This is a genomic window from Acinetobacter pittii ANC 4050 (genome assembly GCF_000399685.1).
Lineage (GTDB): Bacteria > Pseudomonadota > Gammaproteobacteria > Pseudomonadales > Moraxellaceae > Acinetobacter > Acinetobacter pittii_E.
In genome coordinates this window covers 2,178,471-2,191,305 of sequence record NZ_KB976987.1, presented here as the reverse complement: position 1 = coordinate 2,191,305, position 12,835 = coordinate 2,178,471, and the positions used below count along the sequence as shown (strand labels likewise).

Here is a 12,835-nt window from a genome sequence, read left to right as displayed (position 1 = left end):
TATAAAATATATTTAAAATATATTTAAAATATATGAATAAGGATATTTATATATTTTAATCAGTTAATAATAAAATAGTTTGTTTAAAAAATACTTTATTATTTTAGTTGGTTAATTTTAATTAAAATATATAAAAACAATAACTTGTGTTAAATATAACTTTTATATGCTAAAGCTGACAAAATAGGTTTGTTTTTATTTATATTCTTTAAATATATCATGCAGTTTATGCAACAATCATTAAGCATCATTGGGGAGATGTATGAAAATGAAATGGGCTTCAGAATATAATACGGGTATTGATGTTATCGATGAGCAACATAAACGAATACTTGATTATATTAATGAGATTGATGATGTAAAAGATGAAGAGGATAGACGTCGTATTAAAGATGTTTTAGACAATATTATCGATTATACGCAATCACATTTTACTTTCGAAGAAAGTTTGCAAGAGGAAGCTGATTATAAATATCGTGTACCTCATAAACGAGTACATGACTTATTTATTAAAAAAATAGAGTTATATCGTGAACGTTTTGAAATGGGGCATACGATTGAAGCGGAATTACAAGAAATTTTGGCTAAATGGTTAATTAACCATATTCAACATGATGATGCCGATTATGTAGGGGCAGTAAAAGAAAATATGATGGGAATTATTAGAGAAAAAGAAAAAAAGAAAGGGAAAAACTGGTTTGCTCGGTTTTTCTCATAACCTGAAATAAAAATAACTCATAATTTCAGTTAGCGCGGCAAACTATCGATTCGGTAGTTTGCTTTTTTTATTGAGCAAACTTTGATTTTCAAGCATGACACGGGCAAAATATCTATAGTCTTTTTCAAGGAATGCATAATGCAGGACATACCTATGTCACGATGGTTATCGCCCCTGATGGCGTTTTGCTTATCTTTCATCATTATGGCGACATTGGCACCCACGATGGGCATCCAGATTGATCGTCAACTCGATTTCTGGTTATTGTGGTTAGGCACAATGTTGCTAGTGGCACTACCAGTTTGTTATTTGGAAATTGCTTTAGCAAAACGGTCGAAGACTACAGCCTTAAATGCGTTATCAAGTTTAACTCGTGAAGCAGATAGTTCCCCAAAATGGCGTTTGGTTGGCTGGCTTGCAGTTATTTTTATTCCATTTTTAGCGGGTAATGTATTAAGTACCGCTGGCAATTTACTAGCTACACAACTTAATAATAGCGTTTCTGGGCAGCTTGTTTTCGCAGGTCTTGCTGTTGTGGGTTTAATTTTATCTTTTATTCCACGTCAGATTTTAGTTTTGCTCATGACGATTGGGGTAATTGCTTCTCTTGTTTTAGCTAACACAATGGGAACGACTTTACAGCCTTGGCACTGGACAAATGTTGAGTTTAAAGAGTGGGGTAATGCGACTGTTCTTGCGCTTGTTGCGAGTGGGTTAGGTTTAGGGCTTTACTGGCAAAATAGTGTAGGTGCTGTGCAGACACAAGAAGGCGCAACCAAAACGGTTCTTCCAATCTGGTTAGCTCAACTCATCGCTGTGATTGCCTTTGGTTTCTTTTCTTTACAAGCGCAGCTCCCTGTTTTTACTTGGATCTTTACCGCAGTCATGACCACAGCGTTATTTGTACAATTGGCTAGAGAACAGCTTGCTCAGCGTCAGCTTATGCCTGTTTTACAGTGGGTGATTATTGTTATAGCGATTGCGGTTTGGGCTGTACCTGAGCTTCATAGTATCTTTACACTGATTTTGATGCTTTGGGGATTACTCATTTGCCTGATCTATGCCATTTTTGCTGGCTGGATTATGAAAATTAGCCATTTGCGTAAATCGATGAATTTTAGCAATGAGTTGTTTTATAACTTATGGCGTATTGCGGTACGTATTGTATTACCGCTTTCAATTATCATTGCCATGGTTGCGGTAATTGGACAAATGATCTGATGGAAAAAGCTCAGCAAGTGTGGGTTGCTTTTGCAGCCCCAGAGCAACAGTTTTTAGTTGCTATTCCATTTGAGGCTGGTATGACTGCATTACAAGCAGTTGAGGCGAGTGGGTTGCAAGCGCAAGTGAGTTTGCCTGAACCACTACAACTTGGCATCTTTGGTGCAAAAGTTGAGGCATATGCGATTTTACAAGCGGGTGATCGAGTTGAGGTTTATCGACCTTTAACCATTAATCCTAAAGATATACGCCGTAAACGCGCCGAGAAAAACCCTGTGGGGCGATATATTAAAAGTAATCGCTTTAAGCAATAAGCCCCATAAACAAAACCCCTCAAAGTATTTCACTTGAGGGGTTTATTTTTATTAGAAAAAACGATTATAGTGGTGGTGCAGTTAAAATCGCTTCTTTAGAAGCAGGTAAACCTGGTTGCGATTCTGGAATAGTTTCTAAACCTTCAATTTTAGTTACTGTGCCAGTTCCATCAAAGTAAATTTTTAAATGCTGACCATGTGCTGCGGGGATTTTTGCTTTTTTCGCATAGGTTCCCGGGATATAGTTGTAAATGTAGTCCCAACGTAGAGGATTGAGGGGATCAGTCACAGTTGGACTACCAAGCAAAAAACGCACTTGCTGGAAATTCATGCCGACTTGTACTTGAGAGGCCTGAGCTTTGGTCAATGGAGTCCCTTGAGGAATATCAACCTTATATACACCAAAGATTGAACAACCGGCAAGGAGTGAAGTGACTAATAACGTCAGCACGAGTTTTTGCATTTTGCTACACTATCCCAATAAATTATGATGCATTTGATCAAAGGATAGATCATACTTCATCTAAATTCTATTGCCTATTCCAACTTGAGATTTGTTGAGAGACCTTTTTTCATGCCTATTTCCAATCAAGATTTGCGCAAAGCTGGACTTAAAGTTACCCTTCCACGAATTAAGATTTTGGAATTATTAGAAAATTCAAAACAACATCATCTTAGCGCTGAAGATATTTACAAGACTTTGTTAGAACAAGGGGAAGATGTCGGTCTTGCGACAGTTTACCGTGTGTTAACACAATTTGAAGCTGCAGGTATCATTCAGCGCCATCATTTTGAAAATAATCATTCTGTTTTCGAAATTATGCAAGAAGATCATCACGATCATTTAGTTTGCCATAATTGCAACAAAGTTATTGAATTTACTAATGATATTATCGAGAAGGAACAGCATGCTGTAGCAGAGCAACATGGGTTTACTTTAACGGGTCACTCATTAAACCTCTACGGTTACTGTAACGAACCTGAATGTCAGGAAGTACTGCGCAAGAAATAATCGTTTTCACACAAAGAAAACAAATAAAAAAGGAAGGTTACGTTTAACCTTCCTTTTTTTATGAAGAAATTACTGTTTGTCGAAGGTTAAATGCTGATTTGTGCCTGCAATTTGATCAGGACCTTCTTCGGCAAGCTTAATTGTTAAACGTAAATCGTTTGGTGAGTCAGCATGTTTTAATGCATCTTTATAGGTAATTTGGCCTGACTTATAAAGATCAAAGAGCGCTTGGTCAAAGGTTTGCATACCAAGTTCACGTGAGCGTTTCATTAAATCTTTAATTTCATGAATTTCGCCTTTACGAATATAGTCTGAAATTAATGGTGAGTTAATTAGAATCTCAATTGCGGCACGGCGCGAGTTACCATCAGGCGTTGGAATAAGTTGCTGTGCAATCATGGCCTTTAAGTTAAGAGATAAATCCATGTAGAGCTGGCTGTGGCGATCACTTTCAAAGAAGTGAATAATACGATCAAGTGCTTGGTTGGCGTTGTTGGCGTGCATTGTGGCTAAGACCAAGTGACCCGTTTCGGCGAAGCCAATCGCATAGTCCATCACTTCACGCGTACGAATCTCACCAATCAAGATGACATCGGGTGCTTGTCGCAAAGTATTCTTTAAGGCAATTTCAAATGAATCAGTATCGATTCCAACTTCACGTTGGGTAATGATGCAGCCAGCATGTTCATGAATAAATTCGATGGGGTCTTCAATGGTAATGATGTGACCTTTAGAGTTATGGTTGCGATAACTAATCATAGAAGCCAGTGAGGTCGATTTACCTGTACCTGTTGCACCTACAAAAATAATGATACCGCGTTTGGTCATCGATAAATCTTTAAGTACAGGCGGTAATTGCAAGTCATCAATTGAAGGAATTTTAGTTTCAATTCGACGGAGTACCATACCCGGCATGTCACGTTGCTGAAAAGCACTCACACGAAAGCGGGCAGTTTTATCACGGTTCATAATGGCAAAGTTACATTCACGAGTGTCTGCAAATTCTTTGCGCTGTTTTTCACTCATGATGGAATGTAATAGTTGACCAATTATTTCGCCTGAAAGACTGTTTTTTGAAATGGGAACAATTTGCCCGTTAATCTTCATCGATGGTGCAACGCCATCTGTAATAAAGAGGTCGGATGATTTTTTTTCAACCATCAGGTTGAGCAGGTCATTAAAATCCATATTTATTCTCTAGTTATTTTTATAGGAATGATTCAGGTTGTTTAGCAGCAGTACGAGCCGTTTGTGGGCTGATTACACCGCGAGCGACTAAACCTTTTAAGCTTTGGTCGAGGGTGGTCATGCCATGATTCGCACCAGTCTGAATGGCTGAGTACATTTGCGCGACTTTATTTTCACGAATTAAGTTACGAATGGCAGGAATACCAATCATGATTTCATGGGCTGCTACACGACCGCCACCATTCTTTTTAAGCAGGGTTTGTGAAATAACAGCCTGTAAAGATTCAGACAGCATAGCTCGAACCATGTCTTTTTCTTCGGCAGGGAATACATCAATCACACGGTCAATGGTTTTCGCAGCAGAAGTGGTATGGAGCGTACCAAACACCAAATGGCCTGTTTCGGCAGCAGTAAGCGCTAAACGAATCGTTTCAAGGTCACGCATCTCACCGACCAAAATAATATCTGGGTCTTCACGCAGTGCTGAACGTAGCGCTTCATTAAAACCATGTGTATCACGATGCACTTCACGTTGGTTGATGAGACATTTCTTAGACTGGTGTACAAACTCGATAGGGTCTTCAACTGTTAAAATGTGGTCATAACGGTTTTCATTAATGTAGTCCATCATCGCTGCAAGTGTGGTGGATTTACCTGAACCTGTTGGACCTGTGACCAGTACAATGCCACGTGGATAATCACAAATATCTTTAAAGATTTGACCTAGGCCTAAATCTTCCATGGTAAGTACTTTGGAAGGAATGGTACGAAACACTGCACCGGCACCACGGTTTTGGTTAAATGCGTTAACACGGAAACGCGCAACATTAGGTACTTCAAAAGAAAAGTCGGTTTCAAGTTTTTCTTCGTAGTCACGACGCTGTTTATCATTCATGATGTCGTAGACCAGACGGTGAACATCTTTATGATCTAGAGCTGGTAAGTTAATGCGACGAACCTCACCATCAACGCGAATCATTGGTGGCATGCCAGCAGACAAGTGTAAATCGGATGCGCCATTTTTCACAGAGAAGGCGAGTAGCTCTGTAATATCCATAATTTCCCCAAGTAAATCAAAATATGTCATTATTTTGTAGAATAATATACGGCTTTCACCGAGGCTTACCAACACCTCGCTTTAGGTGAAAAGCAAAAAAGTTTTTTGAAAATGAGAACCTTGTCAATGAATTACCTGCAAGATGCGCGGCAGCTCGTATTACAGCAAATCCAAACTGCTTGTGAGAATGCTCAACGTGCGCCTGAAACCGTGCAACTTTTAGCCGTATCAAAAACACATCCAAGTGAAAGTTTGCGTGAAATGTATGCAGCAGGGCAAAGAGCATTTGGCGAAAACTATTTGCAAGAAGCTTTAGATAAAATCGAAGCTTTACAGGATTTGGAAATTGAATGGCATTTTATTGGTCATGTTCAACGCAACAAGACTAAACATTTGGCCGAGAAATTTGATTGGGTACATGGTGTAGATCGTTTAATTATTGCTGAGCGGCTATCTAACCAACGTGGCGATGATCAATCTGCTCTGAATATTTGTTTGCAAGTGAATATTGATGGGCAAGACAGTAAAGATGGTTGTGCACCAGATGAAGTTGCCGAGCTGGTTGCCCAAATGAGTCAATTACCAAAAATCAAATTACGCGGTTTAATGGTCATTCCAGCCCCTGACAATACTGCCGCTTTTTCAGATGCTAAAGCCTTGTTTGATGCGGTGAAAGAAAAGCATGCCCACCCAGAAGATTGGGATACTTTAAGCATGGGAATGTCGAGTGATTTAGAAGCTGCAATTGCTGCAGGATCAACGATGGTTCGTGTAGGAACAGCATTGTTTGGTGCTAGAGACTATTCGCAAAAAGGGTGATGTAAGCTTTATCTTACAGAAATTGCGGCCTTTTGCGGCTATGGCAGACAACGCTTTTTTCGTACTATGAACTCATCAGGAAACAGGATGTTTCTAAGAATAACAATAAACAGTGATGAATGGATGCATACAGGTACGACAGGAGTTATACCAACGCAGAATCTAAAAAAGCCCCGACAGGATGTCGGGGCTTTTTAGTTTTAACCTACCACTTCAATAGTACTTGCACCTGCACCGAGTGGTTTTACCTGAATTTGTACAGGAATACGCTCATGCATTTCTTGAATGTGTGAGATGAGAATGACCTGACGTCCCTGATTTTGCAGTTGATCTAAAGCATTCATGACCATATGCAAAGAAGAAGCATCCAAAGTACCAAAGCCTTCATCAATAAATAGCGATTCAATTTTCATTGAACCCGAAGCCATATTGGCAATCGCTAAAGACAAAGCAAGGGCAGTTAAGAATGACTCACCGCCAGACAAAGAGGCAACAGAGCGAGTTTCTCCATCCATATCGTGGTCAATAATGGCAAGGCTTAAGGACTGATCAAGACGTTTTAGCGTATAACGCTGAGACAGCATCGCCAGTTGCTGGTTGGCATGTTCTACTAAAATATCTAAATGATATTGCTGGGCGTAGTCGCGGAACTCTTTACCTTTAGCATCGCCAATCAAACCTGAAATTTTGCTCCAGCGATGTTCTTCTTGCTGAATATTCTGAATTTGCTCGGCATATTGTTGCTGCTTCGCAAGGTTTTGTTGATGTACTTCGAGCTTAAGTTTAAGCCGATCACGTACTTCAAGTTGTGCTTTAAGCTCTGCAATATTGTCTTGAATAAGGTTAACAAGCTTTTCATGTTCAATATCTGGCTGAGTTTGTAAGTGCTCACTCAATTGCTCTTGCATGGTTTTAAGTGCAGACGAGGCTTCACTTAATAAACGCTCGGCATGATTAAGTCGGTTGCGAATGTCTTGCTCTTGGGCTGAATTGATTTGCATGAGCGCCGTAAGATCATGTGGCTCAAAATCAGTATGGGCTTTTAGCCAGTTTTGAATTTGCCCATCAATTTGCTGCTGGTGCCCCGCAGTGTGTTGATGTTGATGCTTAAGCTGATCGAGCGCCTGTTTTTGCTGTTCAAAGTGCTGTCTGGTTTGTTCAAAACGTTGTTTAGCCTCGTGATACGCCGTTTGTTGTTGCTGACGTTTAGTGTCATGCTCAATTAACCACTCATGCGGTTTAATATCAGCGCGGCCCGTCATTTGCTGAATGAGTGACACTGCTTTTTCATTATTTTGTTGGCCTTTGAGCGTAATCTCTTGGAGATTTTGGTCAATCTCATCAATTTGCTTCGCCATTTGTTCAAGGTTGGCAACTAACATTTTAAGGTCTTGTTGCTGCTGTTCAAAACGCTGTGCAAGCTGTTCTTGTTGCTCAAGTTGCTTGGCGCGTGTATCAAGAGTAGTCCAAGTTTGCTTAGCTGTTTGGCTACTCGATTGCTGCCACGCTTGCTGTTCTGTTTCAGATAAGCACTCAACAATATGTTGAACCTGTTGTTGCCATTGCTGTGCAGTATTAAGCAAGCTTTCATTACGCTGAATAAACTGAACGAGTTGATTGTGTTGTTTAATCGCTTGGACTAAACGCAAGTTTTCTGAGTCAAAAGAACTTATGGCAGTTTGTACGGTTTGTCTGAGTTCGTTGAGCGTTTGCAAGATCTGCTCAGGAGCTTGATTAAGCTCAATATGTAATTGATTGAGCTTAAACGTTTGCTCAAGCTCTTGCTGCAAGCTTGATTGTTTTGTTTGAAGTTGAGCTAGATATTTGTGAACTTGCTCAAGCTCAGCACGGCACTGGGTAAGTGCATGTTGCTGGGTTTGCCATGTATTAAATTTAGTTTGCTCTAGTGCAACAGCTTGCTGCTCTTGTTGTTGCTGCAAATCGAATAAAGCTTTAGAGACAGCACTGTCATTAACACGATAGGGATGATGTGTACTTCCGCATACTAAACACGCATCGCCTTCTTTAAGATTGGCTCGTAACTGCTCAATATTTTCAGTATGTAATAAACGCTGCCGTTGCAGGATGTGCTGTAACTTTTCACGCTCAGTTTTTGCTGTTTGGTATTCTTGTTCAGCTGACTGGCAAACGGTTTTAAGTTGCTGTTCTTGGGCTGAGACTTGAGTTTGTTTTTCAGTAAATTGCTGAAGCTCAGCATATAACTCATGATAAATTTTAACTTTCTGTTGAATCAGATCTAGCTGAGTGATTTGAGCGAGCTTTTGTTCTTTGTCTTTACGTTGCTGTTCAAGCTTTAACTCAATTTGTTCAACTGTGCCGAGTGAGGCTGTCAGTTGTTCAAGTTCACTTTTAGCTTCCGCTACCTTTTGGCGGGCAAGGGTAGGATTGCCAAGCTGTTGTTCAATCGCTTCATAGTTTTGAATAAACTGCCCGAGCTGATGTAGATGTGCTGAGAGGCCTTTGTCTAATACAGCGTATTGTTGAGTATGGGTAAGCTGCTGTTGTAGATGAACTTGGTCTTGTTGAAGCTGTGCAATATGCTGCTGCACAATGTTTTGCTGTTGTTGCAATGGACCGAGTTTTTGCTCAAATACATTTTTCTTTTCTTTGCACTTTTTATATTCATCGGCAATAAAGGCACGTTCTTGAATGGACTGCCGAACTTGATTTAAAGCTTGTTGATGCTGTTGCTCAAAATCGAGCGTTTGTTTGAGCTCTTGTTCTGCAAGTTGATATTGTTTTTGTCCCGTTTCAAAAATTTGCACCAACTCATTAAACTTGCTTTGAGCTTGCTGAATTTGTGGCTCAAGTTGTTGTAGCGTTTGTAAATTTTGGGCTTGCTGAAAAACTTGTGGGCGTATTTCAGAGAAAACTTCGAGTCGTTTTAATTGCTCACGTTCACCAGCCAATTGTTGATGGTGATTTTGCTGGGTTTGAAAGTGTTGCTGTTTAGCTTGAACTTCTTGCTCAAGTTTCACTTTGCGTTCAAACCATTGTTGCTGTTTGTCTAAGATATTTTTTTGCTGTTCTAACTTTTGATGGTTTTGTTCAGCTTGCTGATATTGTGCAGTAAATGCAGCAATTTCTTCATCAGACAAAATTTCAATATGGCCTAAGAACTCTTCAAGCTGTTTACGCTGCTTTGCAATATCGGCAGTTTTACGAAAGGCCAATTCACCGATTTTGGCGAAAATGCTGGAGTTGGTCAGGTACTCGAGTAACTCACCGCGTTCGCTGTCTCGTGCTTTTAAAAACGCGGTCACTTCGGATTGGGCAAGCAATACCGCACGAGTGAACTGTTCAAAAGAAAGCTGGGTAATTTGCTTAACTTTTTCATCAACTGCTTTGGCTTTGTCGGCAAGTATGACACCATCGGTCAGGCATTTTAAATGGCGCTGCACACTTTGTAATTTGCCATTTGGGTTTTCACGTGCCCGTTTAATTTCCCAGCGTGCCAAATAGCGTTTTTGGTCTTGTGCAACAAAGCAAAGCTCAGCGAAACCATGTCCTGTACCACGGCGTAAGACAGTGAGTGGTGAATTGGTCAGTAACTCAGAACCATCGACATCTTTTAATTTACCATCGCTGTCTTTAAGGCGAGGAACCCGATTAAACAAAGCCAGACACATGGCATCTAAAATGGTCGACTTACCAGCACCAGTTTTCCCTACAATCGCAATGAGACCTGCATGGGCAAGAGGCGCACTTTCAAAATCAATAAAATGTTCATCAGAAAGAGATGCCAGATTTTTTATTCGAATGGATAAAATTTTCATGACATATCCTTAAGGGGTTGCATCATTTTCAAGATGTTTTTGTGCTTCTTGTACTAGGCTTAGAAAATCTTTTAAGACTGCATCATCGGCGTTGTAACCTTGTTTTTCCCAGATATTTTGAAAGAGTTTTTCTGGTGTTGGTGGTTCAAGTGCGATTTTCTGAGTAGTATTTGAGTCGGTTGAGTCTTTATTCACATATTGACGTGAAATACGTACTAAACGATAGCGGTCAGGTGGTAGGGCCGCTTCAAACTGCTGACGTAGATTAGGCTGTGGCGGCGTTAAGCTATAATATTCAATATCGACATATTCACGGTGGTCAATATTTTCAATCACACCATGAGGCAAGGCTTTGAGTTGTTGCAGCACTTCATTTAATTCACCACGAATGCGGTGCAACTGTATGCAACGTGGAATTTCTACAGCTTCAAATTGCAAACGGCTGTCTGCCTCTTGAGTCGGGTCAATTTTGACCTCAACCACTTGGTGCTTATAGTTAATTTCACTAAAAGACAGCGGAATGGGCGAGCCACTATAACGGATATGCGGCTGGCCTACTTTTTGTGGTTTATGTAAGTGCCCTAAAGCGACATAGTCGACAGCATCTTCAAATAAAGTTGTTGAAAGTGCCTCTTCGTTACCAATAATGATTGGGCGTTCAGAGTCAGATGTTTCTCCACCTTGCATATGCGCATGCGACATTAAAATAAGTGCTTGGTCTGGCGTTTTACGACGTTTGGCTTCGGCAATGAGTTGTTGATGCAAATAGGCAATCGCATTTTTGCTATTGGTGGTATGTTCATTAAAGCCCGTAATTTCGGCTGAGCGTAAAAAAGGTAGGGCAAGGCACCACGCCACAATATCCTGATTTTGATTATAAATAGGTAAAAGTAGTCGATCGAGATCTAGAGTTTTATTTTCATTCCAGCGAACTACGCCCACGGTTTTTGCATTGTATTTTTCTAAAAGAGGTTCGACCTGTTCAATACGGTAGCCTGAGTCATGGTTACCCGCAATCATGAGCGTTTGCATGTGCGGTGCAATGCGATGCGCATCTGCTAAAAATTGGTAGAGTTGTTTTTGTGCCTGAGAACCTGGGTTAATGACATCAAAAATATCGCCGGCAATGAGCAGGGCATGTGGTTGTTTTTCTTGGATTTGAGTGAGCAACCAGCTTAAAAATTGTTGGTGTTCATAGTGTCGTGAGTGATTATAAAAAAACTGCCCCAAATGCCAGTCAGAAGTATGTAAAAAATGTACGGACATAGAAACAGACATCAAGCCAAAATAAACACAGATACGTTAGCATAAATTGGCAGGAGATTTTATCAAGACATTTTAAAGTGCTCATTATTTAAGTCTGCAGTAGAACTTAAATTATTTTTTTCACTTTAAACACTGCTTTGTTACTATCAGGTCAAATCATAAACTCTGAGAACAAAATGACTATTCATAAATACCAAGTAAAAATACAGTGGGAAGGCAATACAGGTACAGGCACTTCATCTTATCGTTCATATAAACGAGACTTTAGTATTCAGCATCCTCAAAAAGCCACAATTCAAGGTTCATCGGACCCTGCCTATTTAGGTGATGTGACCAGATGGAACCCAGAAGATTTATTGGTCGCATCTGCTTCAGCTTGTCATAAGCTTTGGTATTTACACCTGTGTGCAGTCAATCATATTCACGTTGTGAGTTATGTCGATCATGCACTTGGTTTTATGGAAGATACAGATCCAGTTAAACGTGGTCACTTTACCCAAATTAATTTAAGACCAGAAATTGTTTTAGAAAAAGGTGCCGATCAAGAACTTGCAGCAAAATTACATGAAGAAGCACATCACGAATGCATGATTGCCAATTCGGTGAATTTCCCAATTACATGTGAAGCCACTTTTAGCTTTGCCGAATAATCAATATGAAATAGCCACCGATAAAAAGACGGTGGCTATACATTAAAAAATAAATAGAGTCGTTAAATAAAATCTTTAAGCTGCATTTTCATCGACTTGGAAAATACCAAAAACGTTATGGTCTAAATCGACAAAATAACCATGCCACGCGCGGCCGGGAATGGCGAATTTATCCATCGCGACAATGCCCCCTTGCGCTAAAATTTTTGCAGCCACTTCATCGAAGTTTTCGACTTGAACCGAACAGGTAAATGCATTGGTGCCATATTCCATTGGCGGCGTTTGGGCTGGGCGTTTTAATAGTCCACCCATGATTGAAGGCGTTTCGATACGGTAATATTCAATCGGTAGGCTTTCATCGAGTTTAAATTGCCAGCCAAACACAGCTTGATAAAACTGCGCATCGCGGGCAGGGTTTGAAGACTGGATTTCAAAATAGGCAATATTGTTCATATTATTTAAATCATTTTTATGGTGCAAAAAGTATACGCATAGCCTTTATAGCCACGAAAGAACTATTGTGTATGGTGAGCGTAAAATAAATAAAAGTGCTAAAAAATAAAAACCGACGATTCGAGTGATGAGAGAATCGTCGGTCAAAAGCTTCATCAAGGGTTTCGGCTGCTAACAAAACCTAATCCGAAGGAAGGAAAGAGTCGTAATGAAAGGTCACCGAAACAATTTTGCGGATGCCGTGCAAAGGAAGTATTCGGTTGCTGCGACCTTATTACCCTATATAACGTCAAGAGATCAGGATTGGTTGACAGAAAAATGAAAAAAAATCGAAAAAAAT

At 40.0% G+C, this 12,835-nt stretch carries 12 protein-coding genes; 6 read left to right on the top strand and 6 right to left on the bottom strand.

Annotation, left to right across the window (positions count from 1 at the left end; translation table 11 throughout):
* Positions 1-262: 262 nt before the first annotated feature.
* The 3 genes from F931_RS14070 to F931_RS14060 all read left to right on the top strand — a co-directional run bounded on the left by F931_RS14070 (position 263) and on the right by F931_RS14060 (position 2,253).
* Complete coding sequence (locus F931_RS14070; RefSeq protein ID WP_002121698.1) at positions 263-718, top strand: bacteriohemerythrin; 456 nt, start codon at positions 263-265, stop codon at positions 716-718.
* A gap of 153 nt (positions 719-871) precedes the next feature.
* Positions 872-1,939 carry an SLC5/6 family protein gene (locus tag F931_RS14065; RefSeq protein ID WP_016141992.1) on the top strand — a complete coding sequence of 356 codons (1,068 nt, stop codon included), beginning with the start codon at positions 872-874 and terminating at the stop codon, positions 1,937-1,939.
* Positions 1,939-2,253 carry an RnfH family protein gene (locus F931_RS14060; protein ID WP_016141991.1) on the top strand — a complete coding sequence of 105 codons (315 nt, stop codon included), beginning with the start codon at positions 1,939-1,941 and terminating at the stop codon, positions 2,251-2,253. Before F931_RS14065 ends, F931_RS14060 begins: the two co-directional genes overlap by 1 nt.
* Positions 2,254-2,317: 64 nt before the next feature.
* Here the strand turns inward: F931_RS14060 and omlA are convergent, their stop codons facing one another.
* Positions 2,318-2,716 (bottom strand): outer membrane protein assembly factor BamE, encoded by a 399-nt coding sequence (gene omlA / locus F931_RS14055; RefSeq protein ID WP_002121740.1) that lies wholly within the window; start codon positions 2,714-2,716, stop codon positions 2,318-2,320.
* A 111-nt stretch (positions 2,717-2,827) separates the two neighbouring features.
* Here omlA and fur point away from each other — a divergent pair, with 111 nt between their 5' ends.
* Entirely contained in the window at positions 2,828-3,265 is a 438-nt protein-coding gene (gene fur, locus F931_RS14050) for a ferric iron uptake transcriptional regulator (RefSeq protein WP_016141990.1), read from the top strand.
* 69 nt (positions 3,266-3,334) lie between these two features.
* Here the strand turns inward: fur and pilU are convergent, their stop codons facing one another.
* Complete coding sequence (pilU, locus tag F931_RS14045) at positions 3,335-4,453, bottom strand: PilT/PilU family type 4a pilus ATPase (RefSeq protein ID WP_016141989.1); 1,119 nt, start codon at positions 4,451-4,453, stop codon at positions 3,335-3,337.
* A gap of 19 nt (positions 4,454-4,472) precedes the next feature.
* Positions 4,473-5,510 carry a type IV pilus twitching motility protein PilT gene (gene pilT / locus F931_RS14040; RefSeq protein WP_025470368.1) on the bottom strand — a complete coding sequence of 346 codons (1,038 nt, stop codon included), beginning with the start codon at positions 5,508-5,510 and terminating at the stop codon, positions 4,473-4,475.
* Positions 5,511-5,636: 126 nt separating this feature from the next.
* On the opposite strand from pilT, the gene yggS reads away from it, so the two are divergent.
* Positions 5,637-6,329 carry a YggS family pyridoxal phosphate-dependent enzyme gene (gene yggS / locus F931_RS14035; protein WP_016141987.1) on the top strand — a complete coding sequence of 231 codons (693 nt, stop codon included), beginning with the start codon at positions 5,637-5,639 and terminating at the stop codon, positions 6,327-6,329.
* A 200-nt stretch (positions 6,330-6,529) separates the two neighbouring features.
* On the opposite strand, the gene sbcC is transcribed toward yggS, so the two are convergent.
* Both sbcC and sbcD read right to left on the bottom strand, forming a co-directional pair.
* Positions 6,530-10,126 (bottom strand): AAA family ATPase, encoded by a 3,597-nt coding sequence (gene sbcC, locus F931_RS14030; protein ID WP_016141986.1) that lies wholly within the window; start codon positions 10,124-10,126, stop codon positions 6,530-6,532.
* Between the two features lie 9 nt (positions 10,127-10,135).
* Positions 10,136-11,404, bottom strand: coding sequence for an exonuclease SbcCD subunit D (sbcD, locus tag F931_RS14025; protein WP_016141985.1), 1,269 nt, complete (start codon positions 11,402-11,404; stop codon positions 10,136-10,138).
* A gap of 164 nt (positions 11,405-11,568) precedes the next feature.
* On the opposite strand from sbcD, the gene F931_RS14020 reads away from it, so the two are divergent.
* Entirely contained in the window at positions 11,569-12,042 is a 474-nt protein-coding gene (locus tag F931_RS14020) for an OsmC family protein (protein WP_016141984.1), read from the top strand.
* A 75-nt stretch (positions 12,043-12,117) separates the two neighbouring features.
* Here the strand turns inward: F931_RS14020 and F931_RS14015 are convergent, their stop codons facing one another.
* Positions 12,118-12,495 carry a VOC family protein gene (locus F931_RS14015; protein WP_001059437.1) on the bottom strand — a complete coding sequence of 126 codons (378 nt, stop codon included), beginning with the start codon at positions 12,493-12,495 and terminating at the stop codon, positions 12,118-12,120.
* Positions 12,496-12,835 lie beyond the last annotated feature (340 nt).